Origin of the sequence: Xanthomonas sp. SI (genome assembly GCF_014236855.1) — a bacterium.
GTDB lineage: Bacteria > Pseudomonadota > Gammaproteobacteria > Xanthomonadales > Xanthomonadaceae > Xanthomonas_A.
Window position 1 is genome coordinate 3,514,983 of the sequence record NZ_CP051261.1, and the last position, 22,568, is coordinate 3,537,550.

Genomic DNA, 22,568 nt, shown 5'->3' on the forward strand with positions numbered 1-22,568 from the left:
TGGGGTCAAGGCTGCTGCGGCAACGGCGCGGGCGCCGCGTCGGCCGGCAGCCGCGGCTCGAACGGATAGAACGCCGCCGACGCGCCCTGGCGCGGGAAACTGGCGGTGAACTCGCCGCCGGACGCGGCCGGCGCCAGCGCCGAGCGCGGCCATGGCCGCGCCTGCAACGGTGCGGGCTGGTGCGCGAACGGATCGCCGGCATGTTGCTGCGCGAGCGCCTGGCCGGCCGCCGTGGCCGTCGGCGGCAACGCGCTCGCCGCAGGCCGCGACGGTGCCGCGGCGGCAATCGCGCGTACCGGTTCGGCGGCGCGCGCCGCGCTGCTGCGCGCGGCCTGCTGGGTGCGGGTCGCGCCGCGGCGGACGGCCGCGTCCTGGCGCCGGTTCGCGGCGATGGCCACGGCCGGCGCCGCGGCGACCGCCGCGCCGAGGTCGCCCTGCGGGTCTGTCGGTGCCGGTGCCGGCGTCTGCGGCACGGCGGCCACCGGGACAGCGGGCGCCGCGGCGGCAGGAGCGCTTGAGCTGGCGACCTGCACGGGCGCTGGTGCGGGCGCTGCATCGGGCAGGCGCTCGCGGGTCATGAACAAGGCGATCGCGGCGACCGAGGCCGCCAGCGCCGCGCTGCCGCCCCAGCGCCAGGCACGGCGGCTGCCGGCGGCATCACTGGCGCGCGCCACCTCGGCGCGTTGCGCCTCGGCCGCCACCGCCTGGCGCACGCGCTCGCCGAAATCGGCCGGCGCAGGCATGCACACGCGGCCGCGCAGGATGTCGCCGCACAGCTGCCAGCGTTCGTGGCAGCCGGCGAGCTCCTCGTCGTGCTGCAGCCGGCGCACCACGAAGCGCGCCTCGTCGGCCGGCAGCTCGCCGTCGATCAATGCCGACAGCTGCTGCCGGTAGTGCAGTTCGAACTTGTCCGGCGGCGTGGCGCCGGGAGTCGGCTCGGCCTGGGGAATGGGAGTGCTATCGGTCATACGCGGTGTCGCTCACGAGTGGCGCTGTCGGTATCCAGCAGGGGACGGAGTTCGGCGTCGATGGCGTCCCGCGCACGGAAGATGCGCGAGCGCACCGTACCGATCGGGCAACCCATCTTCTGCGCGATGTCCTCGTAACTCATCCCGTCCACCTCGCGCAGGGTGATGGCGGTTCGCAATTCTTCCGGCAACGCATTGACCGCCTTCATCACCGTCTGTTCCAGCTCCTGGCGCATCAGTTCGCGCTCGGGCGTGTCGGTGTCGCGCAAGCGCGTGCCGCTGTCGAACTGCTCGGCGTCGAGCACGTCGACGTCGTCGGTGGGCGGCCTGCGGTTGTGCGCAACCAGGTAGTTCTTGGCGGTGTTCACGGCGATCCGGTGCAACCAGGTAGAAAACTGGGCGTCGCCACGGAAGTTCCCTATCGCGCGGTAGGCGCGGATAAAGGTGTCCTGGGCCACGTCCTGACATTCGCTCCAGTCGGCGATGTAGCGCCCGATCAGGCCGACGATCCGGTGTTGGTACTTGCGTACCAGCACATCGAACGCCGCGCTTTCGCCGCGCTGCACACGCCGGACCAGTTCCAGGTCCAGCTCCTGAGGTGTTTCGACATCGGCCATAACGGGCCGCACTCCTGTCAGCCCAACCTACGTCGGACCATCTGACCGCCAATTCGGAAAAAAGTTCAGCGCCCCTGCGGACCGCCGCCCCACGACGTTAACCCGCATTCCGTTAGGCTGGCGGCATGCCAGCGGTCGCGGGACCCGCGTCACTCCCCTGTGGATTGGGATTTGACGCAACGGAAACAACCTCTGGATGATAACGATCTTCTCCATACATAAGCGGATGGTCCTCCCCATGCTTTCAGGCTTCGACGGGCTCCGATTCAGTCATTGGCAAGCGGATATCCGCGACGACGGCGTCGTCGTGCTCAGCCTCGACCGCCAGGACGCGCCCGTCAACGCGCTGTCGCAGGACGTGCTGCTGGAGCTGGGCGATCTGCTCGAACGCATCGCCATCGACCCGCCCAAGGGCGTGGTGATCCGCTCGGCCAAGGCCAACGGCTTCATCGCCGGCGCGGATCTGAAGGAATTCCAGGAATTCGACCGCCGCGGCACGGTCAACGACGCGATCCGCCGCGGCCAGGCCACCTTCCAGAAACTCGCCGAACTGCCCTGCCCGACCGTGGCCGCGATCCACGGCTTCTGCATGGGCGGCGGCACCGAGATCGCGCTGGCGTGCCGCTACCGGGTCGCGTCCAGCGACGGCTCCACCCGCATCGGCCTGCCCGAGACCAAGCTCGGCATCTTTCCCGGCTGGGGCGGCAGCGCGCGCCTGCCGCGGCTGATCGGCGCGCCGGCGGCGATGGACCTGATGCTGACCGGGCGCACCGTGTCGGCGTCGGCGGCGCGGGCCATGGGCCTGGTCGACAAGGTCGCCGCGCCGGCGGTGCTGGTCGATACCGCGGTGGCGCTGGCCTTGACCGGCAGCGCGCGCCCGTTCAAGCAGCGCGCCACCGCCTGGGCCACCAACACCTGGCCGGCGCGCAAACTGCTGGCGCCGCAGATGCGCAAGCAGGTCGCGCGCAAGGCGCGCAAGGAACACTATCCCGCGCCGTACGCGCTGATCGGCGTATGGGAGCGCAGCGGCGGCGGCAGCATCCAGGCGCGGCTGGACGCCGAGCGCAAGGCGGTGGTCAAGCTGGCCAGCACGCCGACCGCGCGCAACCTGATCCGCATCTTCTTCCTCACCGAGCGGCTCAAGGCGCTGGGCGGGAAGGATCATGGCATCCGCCACGTGCACGTGGTCGGCGCCGGAGTGATGGGCGGCGACATCGCCGCGTGGTCGGCCTACAAGGGCTTCGAGGTGACGCTGCAGGATCGCGAACAGCGCTTCATCGATGGGGCCCTGACCCGCGCCGGCGAATTGTTCGCCAAGCGGGTCAAGGACGACGGCAAGCGTCCGGCGGTGGCGGCGCGCTTGAAGGGCGACCTGGCCGGCGACGGCGTGCCGCTGGCCGACCTGGTGATCGAGGCGATCATCGAGAACCCGCAGGCCAAGCGCGAGCTGTACCAGGCGCTGGAACCGCGGATGCAGCCGGATGCGCTGCTCAGCACCAATACCTCCTCGATCCCGCTGACCGAACTGCGCGAGCACATCCAGCGCCCGGCGCAATTCGCCGGCCTGCACTACTTCAACCCGGTGGCGCAGATGCCGCTGGTGGAGATCGTCTGCCACGACGGCCTGGCCGCCGACAACCAGAAGCGGCTGGCGGCGTTCTGCAAGGCGATCGACAAGCTGCCGGTGCCGGTCGCCGGCACGCCCGGCTTCCTGGTCAACCGGGTGCTGTTCCCGTACCTGCTGGAAGCGGCCACCGCCTACGCCGAGGGCATCCCCGGCCCGGCGATCGACAAGGCAGCGGTGAAGTTCGGCATGCCGATGGGGCCGATCGAACTGATCGACACCGTGGGCCTGGACGTGGCCGCCGGCGTCGGCGCGGAACTGGCGCCGTTCCTGGGCCTGCCGATTCCGGCGGCGCTGCAGACGGTGGAACCGGGCAAGCGCGGCAAGAAGGACGGCCAGGGCCTGTACGCCTGGGAGAACGGGCGCGCGAAGAAGCCGGAAGTGGACAAGGACTACCAGGCGCCGGCCGATCTGGAAGACCGCCTGATCCTGCCGCTGCTCAACGAGGCGGTGGCCTGCCTGCACGAAGGCGTGGTCGCCGATGCGGACCTGCTCGACGCCGGGGTGATCTTCGGCACCGGCTTCGCCCCGTTCCGCGGCGGCCCGATCCAGCACATCCGTGCGGCCGGCGCCGACGCGCTGCTGGAGCGGCTGCGCGCACTGCAGGCGCGCTACGGCGAGCGCTTCGCGCCGCGCCCTGGCTGGGATGCGCCGGCGCTGCGCGAGCGGGTGGCCTGAGTCCGCCGTTCGTCCTCTGCGCCACTGTAGGAGCGGCTTCAGCCGCGACAGGCGTTACCGATAGATCCTGTCGCGGCTGAAGCCGCTCCTACAGGAGACGAAAGACGCCCGACCCGTGTCAGGAATGCGAATGCCCATGTGCATGGCGGTGCCGGTGCTCATGGTCGTCGTGCTTGTGGTGATCGTGATCCGCATGATCGTCGTGCGTACCCGATGCAGCGCGCGCCGGCGTGCCGCAGGGCTCCGCGCCGCAGTGCCCGGCTTCCATCTGCAGGGTGATGTGGTCGATGTCGAAGCGCGCATGCAGGCCATCGCACAGGGCCGCACGCAACGCGTCGGCATCGGCGCCGTCGGCGATCACCACGTGCGCGGTCAGTGCCGGGGTGCTGGAGGCAAGCGCCCACACGTGCAGGTCGTGCACGTCCTCCACGCCCGCAACGCCGCGCAGATAGCCACGCACCGCGGCCATGTCCACGCCCTTGGGCACGCCTTCCAACAGCACGTTGATCGCCTCGCGCAGCAGCACCCAGGTACGCGGCAGCACCCACAGGCCAATCAGCACTGCCAGGATCGGATCGATCACCTTCCAGCCGGTGAGGCGGATCGCCAGCGCGCCGACGATCACCGCCACCGAGCCGAGCATGTCGCTCCACACTTCCAGGTAGGCGCCCTTCATGTTGAGGCTCTCGCCGCTGCCAGCCTTGAGCAGGCGCATCGAGATCAGGTTGATCAGCAGGCCGAACGCGGCGATGCCGAGCATGCCGACCGTGGCCACGTCCTGCGGCTGGCGGAACCGCTGCACCGCTTCCCACAAAATGTAGGCGGCGACCACGAACAGCATGCCGCCATTGAACAGCGCGCCCAGCGCTTCCAGCCTTGCGTAACCGTAGGTGCGCTTGGCATCGGGCGGGCGCCGGCTCAGCCGCACCGCGACCAGCGCGATCATCAGCGCCAGGGTGTCGGTGGCCATGTGCGCAGCGTCGGACAGCAACGCCAGGCTGTTGGTCAGGAACGCACCGGCGATCTCAACCAACAGAAACGTGGCGGTCAGCCCCAGCGCCCACCACAGCGGTTTCTCGTGGCGGATCTCGGTCGGTGCGTGGCTGTGGTCGTGTCCCATGGCTGGCCGGTGACGTCTGCGGAGAATGTCCGCCACCTTAGGCCGGCACCGCCGCGGAGACTATTACACCGTGGCCGCCGCCGCGCTCGCCATGCCCGGAACGAACACCGCGCGCACGCAGCCTTCGTGCTTGTGCTTGAACATGTCGTAGCCGCGCACCGCATCCTCCAGCGGCATCCTGTGGGTGGCCAGGAAGCGCGACTTGAGCGCTCCGCTGCGCGCCAGGTCCAGCAGCTGCGGCACATAGCGCTGCCCGTGCTGCTGCGCGGTGCGCACGGTCAGCCCCTTGTTCATGATCGCGCCCAGCGGGAACTTGTCCATCAGCCCGTACACGCCCAGGATCGACAGCACGCCGCCCTTGCGGCATGCCAGGATCGCCTCGCGCAACGCCTGCCCGCGATCGGTGTGCAGGTGCAGCGCCTGCTTGACCCGATCGTAGGCATAGCCGAGGCCGGTGCCATGCGCTTCCATGCCGACCGCGTCGATGCATGCGTCGGGGCCGCGCCCGCCGGTCATCTCGCGCAGCATGTCGACCACGCTGTCGACCGCCGAATAATCGATCGTTTCCACGCCGAGCACGTCGCGCGCCATCGCCAGCCGCTCGGGCAGGCGATCGATGCCGATCACCCGCTCGGCGCCGAGCAGCTTCGCGCTCTGCTGCGCCATCAGGCCGACGCCGCCGCAACCCCACACAGCGACGGTGGCGCCCGGTTCGATGCGACAGAAATCCGCGCCCATGAATCCGGTTGGCCCGGCGTCGGACAGGAACAGCGCGTCCTCGTCGGCCACTTCGTCGGGAATCGGGAAGCAGCCCACGTCGGCATGCGGCACGCGGATGAACTCCGCATGCGACCCGGCATAGCCGCCGAACGCATGGGTGTAACCGTAGATGCCGGCGGTGGGATGACCCAGCAGCGGCTCCTGCATCTCCCAGTTCGGGTTGGTGTTGTCGCACAGCGAAAACTCCTGGCGCCCGCAGTGCCAGCACTCGCCGCAGGAAATGAAGGACGGCACCACCACGCGCTGGCCCACGCGCAGGGTTTTGACCTGCGGCCCGACCTCTACGACCTCGCCCATGAACTCGTGGCCGATGACGTCGCCCTCGCGCATGCTGGGGATGTAGCCATCGATGAAGTGCAGGTCGGAACCGCAGGTGGTGCTGAGTCCGACTTTCAGGATCACGTCGCGCGGATTGACGATGCGCGGATCGGGCACCGTCTCCACGCGCAGGTCGTTCACGCCGTTCCAGCACAGTGCGCGCATGGGCATGTCCTCTTCAGTCTCGGGATTGATCGCGCTCGCGCGCGGACGGGTTGTCGCGCAAGGTCGGTACCTCGCCGCATTCGACCCACGCCTTGAACCGGCGCAGGACCGTGGCGACCACGGCGTCAGGCGCGGCGCCGACCAGCTTCGCCGCCGCCTGCGCGAGTGGGCCGCCTTCCACGCGGTACTCCACGGCCAGCAAGGTTTCGCAACCGAAACCATTGGGCGCGGGACGCACGCTCAGCTCGGTCTGCAGCTGCACGTCGCTGTGCAGCCGCTCGCATTGTTCGGAGACGAAAGCGTAACCGCCGCGTCGCAGGCCGCGCACGACCTGCGTGGCCGGAAGCTGCGGAAACGGCGGCACGTGCGGAGAGGAAAAAGATGCCTGCATGCGAATGCTCCAACGGTGACCAGGCAGACCAGGCGGCGTCCCACGCCGCGCGCAGTGGCCTGCACGGGTCAGCATCCGCAGCGGCTGGCAACGCCATGTGATCCGCGTTTCACCCAGGCTTCGCCGGCGTCTCACGTCGCGCTACGCAGCGTCAACGCTTGCGTACGAACCTTGACGCGGCAGCGATCTGCGCTTCACCGCCAAGCCACGGCGTGCGGCCTAGCGTGGGTCGTCCTTGTCCTGGGAGCAACGCCATGGCGTACCAACACCATCCCATCGAACAACAGGTCATGGTCATCACCGGCGCCTCCAGCGGCATTGGCCTGTGCACTGCACTGATGGCCGCCGAGCGCGGCGCCAAGCTGGTGCTGGTGGCGCGCAGCCGCGAGACGCTGGAGGACGTGGTCAGTACGATCGGCGACGCTGGCGGCGAGGCGATCGCGCTCGCCGCCGACGTCGCCGATCGCGAACAACTGGAAGCCGCGGCGAGCGCCGCACTGCGCCGCTATGGCCGCATCGACACCTGGATCAACAATGCCGGCGTGGCGATCTACGGCAAGCTCGCGGAGGTGGCCGACCAGGACAGCAAGCGCCTGTTCGACGTCAACTTCTGGGGCGTGGTGCATGGCTCGCTGGTCGCCTTGCCGCATCTCGTCGCCTCGCACGGCTGCCTGATCAACCTGGGCAGCGAAGCATCCGAGGCCGTGGTGCCGCTGCAAGGCATGTACTCGGCCTCCAAGCATGCGGTGAAGGGCTTTACCGATGCGCTGCGGATCGAGCTGGAGCACGTGGACAAGCTGCCGGTGTCGGTGGTGCTGATCCAGCCCACCGCGGTGGACACGCCCTACCCGCAGCACGCGCGCAACTACATGCGCGAGCAGCCGACCCTGCCGAAGCCGATGATCACCCCGATGCGCGTCGCCGAAGCCATCCTGCACGCCGCCGAGCACGGTGGACGCGACGTCAAGGTGGGCCTGCTGGCCAAGGCCAATACGGCGGTGACGCACATGCTGCCGCGGCTCGCCGACCGCATGTCGGCGATGCGCGGCGAGCAGCAGAAGCAACCGATGCCGGCGCGCGATCCCGATGGCACCCTGTACCGCGCCGGCGAAAGCGGCCGCATCCAGGGCGGCTGAGCATGCTCCGGCTGCCGCGGCATCACGGCAGCCAGTACAGCATCAAGCCGCTGATGGCCGCCAGCGACAGCAGCGACAGCGTGCCGGCGGCCAGCACGCGGCCACCGGAGGCCAGCACCGAGCGCAGGTTCACCGACAGCCCCAGCGCCGCCATCGCCACCAGGGTCAGCAGCGCGGAAACGCGCTGCGCCGCGTCTGCCAGTGCCGACGGCAACAGGCCCAAGGAGCGCAGCAGCATCATGCCGACGAAGCCCAGAACGAACCACGGCAGCAAGCGGTGCAGCGGCAGGCGCGCGGTACCCGGCCGACCCGCGGTCAGGCCGAGCAGCAGCATCACCGGCCCCAGCATCACCACCCGCATCAGTTTGACCAGCGCGCCGACCTGCGCGCTGATGGCGCCCACCGGCAGCGTCGCCGCCAGCACCTGCGGCACCGCGTACACGGTCATGCCGGCGAGGATGCCGTAGTGGCGCTGATCCAGGCCGAACAGCGGCACCGCCAGCGGCAGGAGCAGCACTACCACGATGCCCAATGCCGCGGTGAACGCGATCGAGGCCGCCACCTCGTCCGAATCGGCGTCGATCACCGGCGCGGCGGCGACGATCGCCGAGTTGCCGCAGATCGCATTGCCGCAGGCCACCAGCGTGGCCAGACGCGCCGGCAAGCCGAGCAGGCGGCCGATGCCGTAGCCGATGCCGATCGCCAACAACACGGTGGCCGCGATCAGCCCCAGCAGCAGGCCGCCAGCCGCACCGACCGCACCGAAGCTGACCGACGCGCCGAGCAGCACGATCGCCACTTCCAGCGGCAGCTTGGCGGCGAACGCGATGCCGGCGTCGGCACGCGCCGGCAACCGCACCGCCGTGCGCAACACGGTGCCGAGCGCGATCGCGAACACCAGCGCATCGATCCACGGCCGGCCCAGCCAGCGTAGTTGCGCCTGCTCCGCCAGCGACGCCAGCGCGGCGACCGCGATCGCCAGCAGCAACCCAGGCAACAGTGCCGCGCCCTTGTCTCGTGCCTTGTGCATTGCCGCCACCCTGTCGAAGTGGCGGCAGGATGCACCCGACCATCCTGTCATTCCATCGCATAATGTTGGATAGTTCGTTCGGTCCAACCGAACGATCCCGCCGTGACCCTGGAACAACTCGCCCTGTTCGTCGCCGTCGCCGAACGCCAGCACCTGACCCTGGGCGCGCAGGCCGCGCATCGCACCCCGTCGGCGGCCAGCGCCGCGATCAAGGCGCTGGAAACCCAGTACGGCGTGCCGCTGTTCGACCGGGTCGGGCGCGGCATCGCGCTGACCGCCGCCGGCGCGGCGTTCTTCGAGGAAGCCAAGGCGATCCTGGCGCGCACCCGCGCCGCGGAACTGGCCTTGAGCGAGTGGCGCGGCGTGCTGCGCGGCACGCTGGATCTGCACGCCAGCCAGACCGTGGCCAGCTACTGGCTGCCGACGCGGCTGATGGCGTTCCACGCGCGCTTCCCGCAGATCCAGATCCGCCTCAGCGTCGGCAACACCGAGAGCGTGGCGCGCGCGGTGATCGACGGGCGGGCGGAACTTGGGTTCGTCGAAGGCGGCGTACACGATCCGCAGTTGCAGTTGTCTCCGCTCGGCCACGACCGCCTGCTGCTGGTCGCCGCGCCGACCCATCCGTTGGCCGGACGCCTGCGCCTGGGCCTGCCGCGACTGGCCGAGGCCAGCACCTGGATCATGCGCGAAGCCGGCTCGGGTACGCGCTCGGAGTTCGAGGCAGCGCTGCGCGCGGCCGGGGTCGCGCCGGAACGCCTGCGCGTGGCGCTGACCCTGCCCTCGAACGAGGCGGTGTTGTCGGCGGTGCACGCCGGCCACAGCCTGGCGGCGATCTCGCAACTGGCGGCCGCGCCGTGGCTGGAGAGCGGCCGCCTGCAGCGCGTCGGCATGGCGCTGGGCGCACGCACGTTCCACGCCTTGCGCCATCGCGAACGCAGCCTGGGTGCGGCGGCGGCGGCCCTGCTCGACAGCGGCGACACCGTGGACGCAACTGGCTGAGGCCGACACAGTCGCGGCGATCCTGGCGCGCCACACGCGCAGACGCGTCGGCGCGCGCACCGGTCTTGAGCCTGGACTACAGGCGCGCCGCCTTGCCGCGCCGCAACTGGATCCGCGCGCAACCTCCGGCCGCTCCGCAGCGCTGGCGCCATGCCGCTTTGCAACATGGCGATCAATTCCAAAACAAGATAGCCGGCAGTAAATGCTTCATTGGAATGGAATGGCAGTCACTCCTATGCTCGCCCCAGTTCCAGGCGATCGGCGCGGCGGCAAGGGGGCAAACTCCGCCACCGACGACAGCCGGGACGCAACAAGCTTCGCGCAGCGAGGCGGCCACACGACGCACGTTCGCACCATCCGCACGGGGACTAACCCCTGCGACCTGCCAGCGCGGCCAGGAGGACCGGATTGTCCGGTCCCATTTCAACTTGCTTGGTAACTTTTGTCCTGGGAGGGAACAAAGATGCCTTTTGAACAACACCGTCGCCCGGCTAGCCGGCGCGCGCAGCACCACGCCGCCCGCACGCTGCTCGGCGCGGCCATCGTCCTGGCCCTGGCCGGCAGCTTCGGCGCCCACGCGCAGAACGTCGCCGCCGATCCGGCGCCGCCGGCCAGCACCTCGAACAGCGATACTGGGCAGGCGCCGGTCACCCTGGACAACGTGATGGTGATCGGCCAGCGCGCCAGCCTCGACCAGGCGGTGCAGGCCAAGCAGCTCGACGACCACGTGGTCGAGGTGATCTCCGCCGACAACATGGGGCAGATGCCCAACGTCACCGTGGCCGAGGCGCTGGTGCGCCTGCCCGGCGTCAACGGCACCCGCGACCGCGGCAACGAAAGCCTGGCCACGGTGCGCGGCCTGGGCCCGCGCATGACCATGGGCACCGTCAACGGCCGCGAGATCGCCTCCTCCGAACCCAACCGCGCGGTGCGCTGGGAAGTGTTCCCCACCGAGATCGTCTCCACGGTCAAGGTCTACAAGACCCAGTCGGCGGACCTGGTGGCCGGCGGCATCGCCGCCACCGTGGACATCTCCACGATCAGCCCGCTCGACCACAGCGGCCCCAGCTTCGTCGGCACCGCCGGCCCGATCTACTACGACGAGGCCAAGGACGTGGACGGCTATTCGCCGTGGGGCAACCGCCTCGGCGCCAGCTGGATCCACCGCTTCAACGACAACCTGGCGATCGCCCTCGGCGCCACCTACCAGAAGCAGAAGAACGCCGGCGTCTCGATCGGCAGCTGGGGCTATACCGACGACAGCAACGCGCGCGACGTCGATGGCGACGGCAAGGTCGACTACACGCCGTGGGGCGCTGCCGACCAGCTCAAGCTGACCGAACAGACCCGCACCGGTGCGATGGGCACCGTGCAGTGGCGCTCGGGCAACCTCGAACTCAAGCTCGACGGCCTGTATTCGCGAATCAAGATCGACGAGGACCAGCGCCAGAACTGGTTCAACAACCTCGGCTACAGCATCTTCTCGGCCAGCAATCCGTACACCACGCCGGGCTCGTCCTACACCATCGTCGACGGCGACGTGGTCGCCGCCACGCTGGCCGATTCCAACCTGCAGGTGGACCACGTCATCAGCCACTACAGCGAGGTCAAGACGCTTGCCGCCGGCGGCCTCAACGCCAAGTGGAGCGGCGACGTGTGGACCCTGGGCGGCGACCTGTCGTTCTCGCAGGCCAAGCGCGACAATAACTGGCGCGCGGTGCGCTTCGGCAGCAATCCGGACACCGTGTCCTTCGATTTCCGCCACGGCGTCACCCCCACCATCAGCACCAGCTCCGACACGCCGGAATGGGGCATCAGCGGGCAGACCGAGCCGCAGGCGCTGCGCGACCGGATCGCGGCGCTGGCGCTCAGCGCCAGCCGCGCGATCGAGGATTCGCCGATCACCGCGCTGCAGTTCGGCGCGCGTGCGGCGCGGCGCGAGAAGGAGAACCGCCACTTCACCAGTTTCCAGTCGGGCTACGACCAGCCGATCTCCGCCTACCAGGACCTGATCCATCCAGTGCAGATGCCCGACCTCAACGTGCCGACGTTGACCGGCGGCGATCTGGACGCGATCGCCAGGCTCGGCTTCGGCGGCTTCGATCCAAGCCTGAACGCCGAACAGCGGCTGGACCACTGGAACGTCAAGGAAAACGTGCGCGAGGCCTTCGCCAAGGCGGTATTCAGTTCGCAATGGTTCGGCGTCGACGTCACCGGCAACGTCGGGGTGCGCGCGGTGCACACCGACACCACCAGCGACGGCTACGACACCGTTGGCGGCGTGGTCCAGCCCAGCAGCGCCAGCAACGACTACACCGACGTGCTGCCCAGCGCCACGCTGAACTTCCTGCTCGACGACGCGCGCATCCTGCGCTTCTCGGTGGCCAAGGTGATCGCGCGTCCGCCGCTGGACGAACTGCGCACCGGCCGCGCGCTCGACGACCCCAACACCACCATCGGCCAGCTCACCGGCAGCGGCGGCAACCCGCAACTGAATCCGTTCCGCGCCACCCAGCTCGACCTGTCCTACGAGTGGTACTTCCACAAGGAAGCGCTGGCCGCGCTGGCGCTGTACCGCAAGTGGGTGGACTCGAGCATCGGCTACAAGACCCAGCACGAGACCATCGACGGGCGCGATTACCTGATCAGCGGCCCGTTCAACGGCGGCGGCGGCTATATCAACGGCGCCGAGCTGACCTTCCAGACGCCGTTCTTCTTCATCCCGCACATGGAGAACTTCGGCATCTACTCGAACTACTCCTACGTCGAGTCCAACCTGCACGAGTTCTCGCCGGCCGACGATCCGTTGCCGCTCAGCGGCCTGGCGCGCAACACCGGCACCTTCGACCTGTGGTACAGCAACAGCAAGTTCGAGGCGCGCGTGGGCTACAAGTACCACAGCCCCTACACCGTGGTGTACGGCTGGAACGCCGCGCGCCTGGCGCGGCTGGAAAGCGAAGGCACGGTGGACCTGAGCCTGGCCTGGCGCTTCAGCGAGCACCTGGGGCTGAAGTTCCAGGTCGGCAACCTGAGCAACGAGCCGTTGCGCGCCTACAGCGACAACAAGCGCAACCGCCTGGCCAACCAGGACGATGGCGGCTATCAGTTGTTCGGCCGCCGCTTCGCCCTGGAAGCGACCTACACGTTCTGAGTTCACCTGCCGCAGGTATCGCATGCCGCACACACGCCGTCACTGGATGCCAGCGCTCGCGCTGGCCCTCGCCGCCGCCCTCGCCTCGGCCGCCGCTGGCGCCGGCCCGCTGTACCTGGGCGCCGACCTGTCCTACGTCAACGAAATGGAGGACTGCGGCGTGCAGTACCGCGAACACGGCGCGGTGCAGGACCCGTTCGCGCTATTCCATGCGCACGGCGCCAACCTGGTGCGCGTGCGCCTGTGGAACGACGCGCGCTGGACCCGCTACAGCGACTTGAGCGACGTCAAGAAGACCATCCGCCGCGCCCGCGCGCAGGGCATGCAGGTGCTGCTGGACTTCCACTACTCCGACGACTGGGCCGATGGCGAGAAGCAGCTGATTCCCAAGGCCTGGGCCGCGATCACCGACCAGGACGAACTGGCGCGCACGCTGTACGGCTACACCTACGACACGCTGAGCGCGCTGGACCGCGCCGGGCTGATGCCGGAGTTGGTGCAGGTCGGCAACGAGAGCAACTCGGATCTGATGGACAGCCAGCCGTGGGACAAGCGCCGGCCGATCGACTGGGCGCGCAATGCAAAGCTGCTGCGCGCCGGCATCCAGGCGGTGCGCGACGCCGGCGCACGCTCGGCGATCAAACCGAAGGTGATGCTGCACATCGCCCAACCGGAGAACGTGGAGCCGTGGTTCGCCGCGGCGAGCAAGGCCGGTGTGCGCGACTTCGACTTCATCGGCATCAGCTACTACCGCAAGTGGTCCAGCGAATCGATGGACGAACTCGGCGCCACCATCAAGCGCCTGCGCCAACGCTACTCCGCCGACGTGATGGTGGTGGAGACCGCCTACCCGTGGACGCTGGCCAGCGGCGACACCTCGCACAACCTGCTCGGCGAGGACTCGCTCATCGCCGGCTACCCGGCCACGCCGCAAGGGCAACTGGATTACCTGGTCGACCTCACCCAGTTGGTGATCGACAACGGCGGCAGCGGCGTCGTGTACTGGGAGCCGGCCTGGACCAGCAGCAGCTGCAAGACGCGCTGGGGCACCGGCTCGTCGTGGGAGAACGCCAGCTTTTTCGATTTCGCGCATGGCAACGAACTGCTGCCCGGCATCGGCTTCATGCGCCACGCCTACCGGCCCGCGCCGCAGGCCAGGACCGACGCGGCGACGGCGCCGCACGCACAGGACCCGCAACCATGATCGAACTGAGCCGACGCGAACTGCTGCGTTCGCTGGTCGCCGGCGGCGTGCAGGTGGCCGTTCCCGGCGCGGCTGCGGCCCTGGCGCCGGCAGCGCTGGCCGCGAGCGCCAGCGGCGCAGGTCCGACGCTGAGCTTGGACGAGGATGCGCCAGCGCCGCGCGAACGCCTGCTGTGCGATTTCGGCTGGCGCTTCCACCTCGGCCACGCCGACGACCCGGCACGCGACTTCAACTTCGGTACGTTCCAACGCACCTACGCCAAGGCCGGCAAGGACACCGCCGACGCGGCCCTGCTTGGCTTCGACGATAGCGGCTGGGACGCGATCGACCTGCCGCACGACTGGGCGGTGGCGCTGCCGCTACGCCAGGACCCCGCCTCCGCCGCCATGCTGGCCGACGATCCGGCGGCCGCGCACGGCTACAAGCCGCTTGGCCGCAACGACCCGCAGACCAGCATCGGCTGGTACCGGCGCGAACTGGAGATTCCGGCCGACGACCTGGGCAAGCGGATCTGCCTGGAATTCGATGGCGTGTTCCGCGACTGCATCGTGTTCTGCAACGGCCACATCGTCGGCCGCAACGGCAGCGGCTACTGCGGCTTCGAGGTCGATCTCAGCGACGTGCTCGACTACGGCAAGCGCAATGTCATCGCCGTGCGCGTGGACGCGACCCTCGGCGAAGGCTGGTTCTACGAGGGCGCGGGCATCTATCGCCACGTGTGGCTGCGCAAGACCGATGCGCTGCACGTGCCGCTGGACGGCGTGTTCGTGCGCAGCCCGTGGCAAGGCGGCGCCGCGCAGGCGCTGGTCAGCACCGAACTCGGCAACAGCGGCGCCGAACCGCGCAGCTGCAGCGTCACCTCGTTGATCCGCGCGCCGGACGGGCGCATCGTCGCGCGCGCGACCGCGGCGCCGGTCGTCGTGGCGCCGGGCGTGGTGCAGCGCGTCGAACAGACGCTGGATCTCGGCACGCCCGCGCTGTGGTCGCCGGACACCCCGCAGCGCTACACCCTGTCCACCCACCTGCACAGCGACGGCCACGCCTGCGATGCGCTGACCACCCGCTTCGGCGTGCGCAGCCTGCAGTTCGACCCGCAGCGCGGCCTGCTGCTCAACGGCGCGCCGTTCAAACTGCATGGCACCAACAACCATCAGGACCATGCCGGCGTCGGCACCGCCATTCCCGAGCGCCTGCACGAATGGCGCCTGCGCCAGCTCAAGTCGATGGGCTGCAACGCGTACCGCAGCTCGCACAACCCGGCCGCGCCGGAAGTGCTGGAACTGTGCGACCGGCTCGGCCTGCTGGTCATCGACGAGACCCGGCGCATGTCCTCCGACAGCGAGGCGCTGGCCGAACTGGAAACCATGGTGCGGCGCGGCCGCAACCATCCCTGCGTGATGCTGTGGTCGCTCGGCAACGAGGAGCCGCAGATGGTCACCGCGCGCGGCGCACGCATCGTCGCGCGCATGCAGCGGCTGGTGCGGCGCCTGGACCCGACCCGCCCCACCACCTTCGCGATGGACCAGGGCTTCGACGACGGCGTCGGCCAGGTGGTGGACGTGCTCGGCTTCAACTACCGCACCCCGCAGATGGACGCCTTCCACGCGCGCCATCCCGACATCCCGATCTACGGCAGCGAAACCGGCAGCACCGTCGGCGTGCGCGGCAACTACCGCAGCGACGATACGCGCGGCTACGCACGCGCCTACGACCTCGACTACCCATGGTGGGCAAGCAGCGCAGAAGCCTGGTGGAGCTACGTCGCGCAGCGGCCTTACATCGCCGGCGGCTTCGTCTGGACCGGCTTCGACTACCGCGGCGAACCCACCCCGTACAACCGCTGGCCGAACGTGGCCTCGCAGTTCGGCATCCTCGACAGCTGCGGCTTCCCCAAGGACAACTACTGGTACTACCGCGCGCAATGGACCCGCGAACCGGTGCTGCACCTGTTCCCGCACTGGAACTGGGACGGCATGCTGGACGAACGCGACAACGGCATGGTCGACGTCTGGTGCCACAGCAACCTGGACGCGGTGGAACTGCTGGTCAACGGCGCAAGCCAGGGCCTGCAGCCCGTGCCCGCCTACGGCCACGTCGAATGGCGGGTGAAGTACGCGCCCGGCACCATCGAAGCGCGCGGCTATCGCGACGGCAAGCAGGTACTGGCGCAGACCCGCACGACCGTCGGCGCAGCGGCCGCGATACGCCTGCGCAGCGACCGCAACGCGTTGCTTGCCGACGCCGAGGACGTCGCGGTGGTCGCGGTCGAGATCGTCGATACGCAGGGCCGCATCGTCCCCACCGCCGACAACGCCGTGCGCTTCGCCGTCCGCGGTGCCGGCCGGCTGATCGGCCTGGGCAACGGCGATCCGGCCAGCCACGAGAACGACAAGGGCGACAGCCGTCGCGCCTTCAACGGGCTGTGCATGGCCTTGCTGCAGACCAGCCGCGTGGCCGGCACGCTGGTGCTGGAAGCGAGCGCCCCTGGGCTGACACCGGCACGGCTGGCGCTGCGGACGGTGAAGTCCAACGCACGCGCGTTCCTGGCGTGAAACGCGGCATGCAGCGCGCCTGTCCCGGAACCAGCGGACCTAGTGGCCCGCGCCCGCGCTGCTGCGCCGCATGGGCGAGTGGGTAACACGGAAGCCGCCCTGCGCCCGCCTTGCTCGCGAGCCCGCATGCGCCGGTGTCAGGCATCCTGCAACCCCGGCCGGCCGTGTTCCACGGCATAGCGCTTCCAGCTCTGCAGCGTGCCGTTCGGCTGCATCACCTGGTCCAGCGTCTTCATGTCGCCGATCCACGCATCGCGGGTGACGTCGCACAGCACATAGCCGCGCTTGTCGGTGGTGGCCTTCAGGTGCGGGCTGTGCCGCAGCGTGCTTTCGGCCGACGCATCCACGCCCAGGCCGTCGGAACCGGAACTGATCGAGGTGGCGAGGAATTCGCTGGAGACGATCCCGGAATCGGCATTGTCCTGCACCAGATCGCTGGCGTAATGGCGGTGCGCATCGCCGCAGGTGGTGACCACGTTGCCGAAGCCGACCCGCTGGATGTGCTCGAGCAGGCGCCGGCGGCTGGCCAGGTAGCCGGACCATTGATCGTCGGAGAACACCACCGCGCCATTCTTCTCTTCCGCGTAATTGCCCAACGCCACCTGGTGGGCGATGGTATGCCAGCGCGGGGCCGCGTCGGCCAGGCCGTCGAACAGCCATTGTTCCTGCTTGGCGCCGACGATGCTGCGCGCCGGCGACTCCACCTGCGTGCGTTGCGCCATGTCGACCTGCTTGCTGCGGTACTGGCGGGTATCGAGCAGGTGCAGGTCCATCAGGTCGCCGTAGCGCGCGCGCCGGTAGAGCTGCATGCGCCCATCGCGCGGCAACGACGTGCGCCGCAGCGGCATGTTCTCGTAGTAGGCCTGGAACGCCTGCGCGCGCCGCAGCGCGAACACCTCGCTGGGCGTGCCGTCCTGGTCTTCCGCGCCGGCCCAGTTGTTGTCCACCTCGTGATCGTCGAAGGTCACGAACCACGGCGCCGCCGCGTGTGCGGCCTGCAGGTCCGCATCGCTCTTGTACTGCGCATAGCGGCGCCGATAGTCGTCCAGGGTGTAGATCTCCGGGCCGACGTGGTTGCGCAGGTTGGTGAACGGGCGCCCGTTCATCTTGCGCACGCCCAGCTTGGTTTCGCCCTCGTAGATGTAGTCGCCGTAGTGGAAGACGAAGTCCAGCGGCTCCTCGGCGATGCGCCGCCATGCGGTGTAGTGGCCTTCCTCGTACTGCTGGCAACCGGCGACCGCGAAGCGCACCCGCTCCACCCTCGCGCCCGCCGCCGGCAAGGTGCAGGTGCGACCGACCGGGCTGGCGTGGCCGCCGACGCTGAAGCGATACCAGTACGGCCGGCCGGGAGCCAATCCCTCCAGCTCGACATGCACCGCATGGCCCAGTTCCGGATGGGCCAGCGCCGAGCCGCGCCGCACCAGCGTGCCGAAGCCCTCGTCGCTGGCCACCTGCCACTCCACCACCATCGGTCGCGCCGGCATGCCGCCGCCGAACACCAGCGGCTCGGTCGCCAGCCGCGTCCACAGCACCACGCCATCCGGCGCCGGATCGCCGGAGGCCACGCCGAGGGCGAACGGCGTACTCGCGAACCGTGGCGCGGCGAGCAGGTTGCGCGGGCTCAGGGACTTGGCGTCGGTCTGCGCGGCCAGCGCAGAGGCGGTGCCCATCCAGGCGCCGAACGCGGAAAGGCCGGACAGGGCGAGAAAGCGCCTGCGATCGAATGTGGTCATGGCCAGCGCCTCAGTTGTAGATGAGGTGGAAGTAGAAGAAACGACCGTAGTCGTCGATCTCGGTACGGAAGCGTCCGTTCGGACCGGTGCTGTAGGTCGGCTGCGTGTTGAACAGGTTCTTGGCCTCGTACTTCAGCGTCACGTGTTTGCCGATCCGGTGGCTGAAGGCCAGGTTGAAGGTCATGTACGGGTCGTAGTACGAGTCCAGCCATTGCGTATCGCCGAAGTCGACCAGCATGCGGCTGCGGTAGGTGCCGGACACGCGCAGTTGCGCGCCCTGCCACGGCATGCGCCAGATCAGCGAGCCGTTCAACGACCAGTCCGGCTGGTACAGCAGGCGGTCGAGGCGGCGCTCGCTGCCGTCGCTGATCCGGTAGTCGGTGCGGCCTTCCAGCCGGGTGGCGTTGAAATACATGTCCAAGCGCTGCCGGCCCCAATGCAGGTTGCGGTTGGCGATGGAGAACTCGACGCCGCGCAGCGTGGATTCGTCGGTATTCATCGGCTGGGTCACCCGGTAGCGGATGTCGCCGATGGTCTGGAAGGTGGTCAGGGTGTAGATGTCGTCCTTGATGACCTTGTCGAACAGCGCCACCGAGACCAGGCCGTTGTTGCCGTTGAAGTACAGGTCCCAGGCCAGGTCCAGGTTGGTGGCGCGGCGCGGTTCCAGGCCGGCGTTGCCCTGCTGGATGGTGCAGAAATTTCCGCCCTGGCCGTCGTCGCCGCAGCTGGTGTTGGTGGCCTGGGCGATATTGCTCGGCGTCGGCCGGCCCAGCGTGCGGCTGGCCGAGAAACGCAGGCGCTGGTCTTCGCTGAGCTTGAAGGTCGCGTTCAACGACGGCAGCAGGTTGTCGTAGCCGCCGCCGGTCTTGCGCAAGTCGGCCGTATAGGTCTTGCCGCCGTCGGCGCTGAACGGGCTGAACGCATCGAAGCGGGTGTGGTCGTAACGCAGGCCGCCGATCAGCAGCAGCCGCTCCCAGGCGTAGTGCGCCGAGACGTAAGCGTTGCTGATGTCCTCGACGTACTTGTAGTCGCTGGTGACGTTGTCGTTCGGGTAGGCCGCGTTGTTGTCGCCCAGCGTTGGCGCCAGCTGCTCGCTCCACTTGCGGTTGTCGATCAACGGAAAGCCCGGCACGGTGCCCAGCAGGGTCGCGCCCGGATAAAGATAATCGTTGAGCGTCGCGCTGGTCTTGTAGTAGTCGAAATCCACGTTCTGCCAGATGTTCAGGTGCCGGTACTCGGCGCCGGCGGCGACACCGAAGCCGCGCGCATCGGCATCGATGTTGTGGGTGAAGTCCACCCGCAGGTTGTCGACGGTCTCCTGCGCCTGGCGCGGCGAGGTGTAGGCCTGCGCCGGATTGAGCTTGAACGCCGAGCTGGTCAGCAGGCTCGGATCGGAGACGCCGATCGCGTTCGGAAAGCCATGGCTGTCGTTGGCGTAATCGACGAACAGGTTGCTCGGATAGGCGCGCACGCCCCAGTAGACCTGGGTGTTGTCGAACGTCTCTTCGGTGTGGCCGGCGCGCAGGGTGAGCTTGGAGAGGTCGCCCACGTCCCAGCTGAAATGGGCGATGGCGCCGCGGTTGCTGCGGTCCCAGCGGTCGTGCCGGTTCTTGATGTAGATGCTGTTGATCTGGGTGGTGCCGCTGTCCTCGGTCTGGTCGCGGATCGGGAACTTGGCATTGGAGTACAGGTCGGTCTTGTTCATCGTCGAGTTCTCGTAGAACCGGTACGAGTACAGCAGCAGCGAAGCGTAGAAGGGCTGGTCCGACGGCTTCCACTCCAGCTTGGCCGAGCCGCCGAAGTTGGTGATGTAGTTGGTGTAGGTGCCGGTACTGAAGTTGCCCGGCGCGCGCAGGCCGTTCCAGCCGGTGGCCTCGCTGGGCTCGGTGGTGCCGTCGGTCAGGTATTTGCCGGCATCGTTGTAGTAGTAGTTCGATTCCACCCAGCGTTTGATGCTGTTGCGCGAGCGCTGCTCGTAGCGCGCCACCGCCACGATGCCGAACTGCTGGTCGGCGCCGAACTGGTTGGAGAACACCGCCTTGGCACTCTTGCCGAAGTGGCCCAGGGTCTTGTGGTCGCCGCCGGCACTGCGGCCGACGTCGGTTTCGGCGGTGGAATAGATGCCGGCTAGATCGGCGAAAACGTACTTGCCGGACCGGTCGAACGCGCTGCGGCTGATGATGTCGATCACCCCGCCGATGGCATCGGGCGCCTGCTCGGCGCTGAAGCTCTTGTAGATGTCGGTGCGGGTGCCGACGTCGCTGGGAATCAGCTGCAGGTTGTTCATGCGCTCGCCGGAGCCGCTGGCGCCCACGCTGGCGATCGCGATGCCGTCGATGGTCGTGTAGTTGAGGTTGGCCTGCACGCCGCGCACGGTCACGTAGCGCGGCTCGCCCGCGTCCTCCACCGCGCTCAGGCCGGGCGCGGCCATCAGGCTCTCGGCCAGCGTCTCGTCGCCGTAGCTATCCATCTCGTCGTAGATCACCGAGTCCCGGATCATCGGCGAGGTCTTCTTCTGCTCGATCACCTCGTGCGCGGCGATCACCTTCACCGCATCCAGGGTGGGGGCGACCCTGCCCTCGTCCTCGCGCGGCGGCGGCGCGGCCGGCTTGGGTTCGCTGCGCGCCGGGGTCGGATCGATGGCGATGACGTTGCCGTCCACCACCGCATAGGTCAGGCCGGTACCGGCCAGCAGTGCATCCAGCGCCTGCTTGACGGTGGCGCCCGCCGGCACCGCGCCGCCCATGCGCGCCGTGCCGGCCGGCGAATACAGGAACTGCACGCCCGAGTTGCGCGAGAGCTGTTCCAGCGCGCGGCCCAACGGCTGCGCGGCGATCGGCACGGTGACCCGCACTTCCAGCCCATCCGGTGTCGCCGCGCGCGCCTGGGCGAGCAGACAGGGTGACAGGGCGAGGACCATCGACAGGTAGAGCTGCTTCCGCATTGCGGTTCCTTGGAGGAGAGAGGACGGCGGGCCCACGTCGCGGATCGACGGCGGCTTCTCCTAAGAAAGAGCGGGAAAACGCGGAAGTGGAGAACGCGGATTCGATGAATTTTTTTTGACAGCGCCCGTGCGCTCGCGCTCAGCGGCTGGAGACCCGTACCGTGTCGCCATCGCGGCGCACCGCCAAGCGCGCATCGCGCTGCAGGAAGGCCTGCAGCGCCGCGACCCGGTGCGCGTCCAGGCTGCCGGACAGGCGCACCGATGCGGCCGCCGCGTCCTCGACCACCACCTGCACCGTGTTGTGGCGATTGAACGCTGCCGCGACTTCGTCCAGGCGTTCGTCGAGGAAGGAGACCTTGCGCTGCTGCCAGTCCAGCAGCATCGAGGCCGGCATGTCGAGCCGCTGCACCGCGCCGCTGCCTTGATCGACCAGCACCACCCGGCCGGCGTCCAGCTGCGCCAGGCGCCGCGCATCGGCGTCGCTGCGCCAGACCTCCACCTCGCCGGACATCACCCCGATGCGGGTGCCCTGCAAGCGCCGCGACACATCGAACACGGTACCGATATCGCGGATCTGCAGGCCGTCCACCTGTACCAGGAACGGTCGCCGATCCGCGGCGATGTCGAAGGTGGCTTCGCCCTGCAGCAACTCCACGCGCCGCGCCAGCCAGCCCATGCGCACACGCACGACGCTGTCCGCGTTGAGACGCAGCTGGGTGCCGTCGGCAAGCCTGAGGTCGCGCAACTGTCCGTGTCCGGCCGTCAGCAGCAGCGTCTGCGACTGCAGGTGCAGCAGTCCGAAACCCAGCCCCAGCGCGATGCAGGCCGCTGCGGCCGCCAGCGTCCAGCCACGGCGCGCGCGGCGCACGCGCGGTGCCTGCGTGCGCGGCGTGCTGGCAAACAACGGCACCACCTTGGCCAGGGTGCCGTGCGCACCGTGCGCTGCGCGACCGGCAGCCACCACCTGCTGCTGCGCCATCCCCATCGCGGCGCCCACCTGGCGATGCAGGTGCAAGGCATGCAGGTATTCGCGCACGTGCTCGGGCGAACGCTGCATCCAGTCCAGGAACGCCAGGCGCTGCGGTTCGCTCAGTGGCGCCTCGCGGTTGAGCAGGAACCAGCGGGCCGCCTGCTCGGCCACGGTCCCGTCCACGGCTG

15 protein-coding genes are annotated in these 22,568 nt (G+C 69.0%); 6 read left to right on the plus strand and 9 right to left on the minus strand.

What is annotated here, in order from left to right:
* Window positions 1–5: 5 nt before the first annotated feature.
* Both HEP75_RS14700 and rpoE read right to left on the minus strand, forming a co-directional pair.
* Window positions 6–968, minus strand: coding sequence for a sigma-E factor negative regulatory protein (locus HEP75_RS14700; protein ID WP_185824017.1), 963 nt, complete (start codon window positions 966–968; stop codon window positions 6–8).
* Entirely contained in the window at window positions 965–1,585 is a 621-nt protein-coding gene (gene rpoE / locus HEP75_RS14705; protein ID WP_053835168.1) for an RNA polymerase sigma factor RpoE, read from the minus strand. The genes HEP75_RS14700 and rpoE overlap by 4 nt, the downstream gene beginning before the upstream one ends.
* A 238-nt stretch (window positions 1,586–1,823) precedes the next feature.
* Here rpoE and HEP75_RS14710 point away from each other — a divergent pair, with 238 nt between their 5' ends.
* Complete coding sequence (locus tag HEP75_RS14710) at window positions 1,824–3,887, plus strand: 3-hydroxyacyl-CoA dehydrogenase NAD-binding domain-containing protein (RefSeq protein WP_185824018.1); 2,064 nt, start codon at window positions 1,824–1,826, stop codon at window positions 3,885–3,887.
* A gap of 118 nt (window positions 3,888–4,005) precedes the next feature.
* Here HEP75_RS14710 and HEP75_RS14715 read toward each other — a convergent pair whose 3' ends face one another.
* The 3 genes from HEP75_RS14715 to HEP75_RS14725 form a co-directional block, all read right to left on the minus strand.
* Window positions 4,006–5,007, minus strand: a complete 1,002-nt coding sequence (locus tag HEP75_RS14715; RefSeq protein ID WP_185820607.1) for a cation diffusion facilitator family transporter — start codon at window positions 5,005–5,007, stop codon at window positions 4,006–4,008.
* Window positions 5,008–5,070: 63 nt separating this feature from the next.
* Entirely contained in the window at window positions 5,071–6,270 is a 1,200-nt protein-coding gene (locus HEP75_RS14720) for a zinc-dependent alcohol dehydrogenase (protein WP_185824019.1), read from the minus strand.
* 13 nt (window positions 6,271–6,283) lie between these two features.
* Window positions 6,284–6,661, minus strand: coding sequence for a hypothetical protein (locus HEP75_RS14725; protein ID WP_185824020.1), 378 nt, complete (start codon window positions 6,659–6,661; stop codon window positions 6,284–6,286).
* Window positions 6,662–6,915: 254 nt separating this feature from the next.
* Here HEP75_RS14725 and HEP75_RS14730 point away from each other — a divergent pair, with 254 nt between their 5' ends.
* Entirely contained in the window at window positions 6,916–7,797 is an 882-nt protein-coding gene (locus HEP75_RS14730) for an SDR family oxidoreductase (RefSeq protein ID WP_185824021.1), read from the plus strand.
* 22 nt (window positions 7,798–7,819) lie between these two features.
* On the opposite strand, the gene HEP75_RS14735 is transcribed toward HEP75_RS14730, so the two are convergent.
* Complete coding sequence (locus HEP75_RS14735) at window positions 7,820–8,827, minus strand: putative sulfate exporter family transporter (protein WP_185824022.1); 1,008 nt, start codon at window positions 8,825–8,827, stop codon at window positions 7,820–7,822.
* Between the two features lie 102 nt (window positions 8,828–8,929).
* On the opposite strand from HEP75_RS14735, the gene HEP75_RS14740 reads away from it, so the two are divergent.
* The 4 genes from HEP75_RS14740 to galA all read left to right on the plus strand — a co-directional run bounded on the left by HEP75_RS14740 (window position 8,930) and on the right by galA (window position 16,733).
* Entirely contained in the window at window positions 8,930–9,826 is an 897-nt protein-coding gene (locus tag HEP75_RS14740; RefSeq protein ID WP_185824023.1) for a LysR family transcriptional regulator, read from the plus strand.
* A gap of 463 nt (window positions 9,827–10,289) precedes the next feature.
* The gene (locus HEP75_RS14745) at window positions 10,290–12,977 is read left to right on the plus strand and encodes a TonB-dependent receptor (RefSeq protein ID WP_185824024.1); all 2,688 of its coding nucleotides are present in this window, start codon (window positions 10,290–10,292) and stop codon (window positions 12,975–12,977) included.
* A gap of 22 nt (window positions 12,978–12,999) precedes the next feature.
* Entirely contained in the window at window positions 13,000–14,181 is a 1,182-nt protein-coding gene (locus HEP75_RS14750) for an arabinogalactan endo-1,4-beta-galactosidase (protein ID WP_185824025.1), read from the plus strand.
* Window positions 14,178–16,733 (plus strand): beta-galactosidase GalA, encoded by a 2,556-nt coding sequence (gene galA, locus HEP75_RS14755; protein ID WP_185824026.1) that lies wholly within the window; start codon window positions 14,178–14,180, stop codon window positions 16,731–16,733. The genes HEP75_RS14750 and galA overlap by 4 nt, the downstream gene beginning before the upstream one ends.
* Before the next feature lie 137 nt (window positions 16,734–16,870).
* On the opposite strand, the gene HEP75_RS14760 is transcribed toward galA, so the two are convergent.
* The 3 genes from HEP75_RS14760 to HEP75_RS14770 form a co-directional block, all read right to left on the minus strand.
* Window positions 16,871–18,466 (minus strand): alkaline phosphatase D family protein, encoded by a 1,596-nt coding sequence (locus HEP75_RS14760; protein WP_185824027.1) that lies wholly within the window; start codon window positions 18,464–18,466, stop codon window positions 16,871–16,873.
* Between the two features lie 10 nt (window positions 18,467–18,476).
* Window positions 18,477–21,410 (minus strand): TonB-dependent receptor, encoded by a 2,934-nt coding sequence (locus HEP75_RS14765; RefSeq protein WP_185824028.1) that lies wholly within the window; start codon window positions 21,408–21,410, stop codon window positions 18,477–18,479.
* Window positions 21,411–21,549: 139 nt separating this feature from the next.
* Window positions 21,550–22,563, minus strand: a complete 1,014-nt coding sequence (locus tag HEP75_RS14770; protein ID WP_255423868.1) for a FecR domain-containing protein — start codon at window positions 22,561–22,563, stop codon at window positions 21,550–21,552.
* Between the last annotated feature and the right edge of the window lie 5 nt (window positions 22,564–22,568).

Bases quoted from the DNA above. Each gene is read 5' to 3' on its own strand.
- HEP75_RS14700 (WP_185824017.1), bottom strand. From the start codon at position 968: ATGACCGATAGCACTCCCATTCCCCAGGCCGAGCCGACTCCCGGCGCC.
- rpoE (WP_053835168.1), bottom strand. From the start codon at position 1,585: ATGGCCGATGTCGAAACACCTCAGGAGCTGGACCTGGAACTGGTCCGG.
- HEP75_RS14710 (WP_185824018.1), top strand. From the start codon at position 1,824: ATGCTTTCAGGCTTCGACGGGCTCCGATTCAGTCATTGGCAAGCGGAT.
- HEP75_RS14715 (WP_185820607.1), bottom strand. From the start codon at position 5,007: ATGGGACACGACCACAGCCACGCACCGACCGAGATCCGCCACGAGAAA.
- HEP75_RS14720 (WP_185824019.1), bottom strand. From the start codon at position 6,270: ATGCGCGCACTGTGCTGGAACGGCGTGAACGACCTGCGCGTGGAGACG.
- HEP75_RS14725 (WP_185824020.1), bottom strand. From the start codon at position 6,661: ATGCAGGCATCTTTTTCCTCTCCGCACGTGCCGCCGTTTCCGCAGCTT.
- HEP75_RS14730 (WP_185824021.1), top strand. From the start codon at position 6,916: ATGGCGTACCAACACCATCCCATCGAACAACAGGTCATGGTCATCACC.
- HEP75_RS14735 (WP_185824022.1), bottom strand. From the start codon at position 8,827: ATGCACAAGGCACGAGACAAGGGCGCGGCACTGTTGCCTGGGTTGCTG.
- HEP75_RS14745 (WP_185824024.1), top strand. From the start codon at position 10,290: ATGCCTTTTGAACAACACCGTCGCCCGGCTAGCCGGCGCGCGCAGCAC.
- HEP75_RS14750 (WP_185824025.1), top strand. From the start codon at position 13,000: ATGCCGCACACACGCCGTCACTGGATGCCAGCGCTCGCGCTGGCCCTC.
- galA (WP_185824026.1), top strand. From the start codon at position 14,178: ATGATCGAACTGAGCCGACGCGAACTGCTGCGTTCGCTGGTCGCCGGC.
- HEP75_RS14760 (WP_185824027.1), bottom strand. From the start codon at position 18,466: ATGACCACATTCGATCGCAGGCGCTTTCTCGCCCTGTCCGGCCTTTCC.
- HEP75_RS14765 (WP_185824028.1), bottom strand. From the start codon at position 21,410: ATGCGGAAGCAGCTCTACCTGTCGATGGTCCTCGCCCTGTCACCCTGT.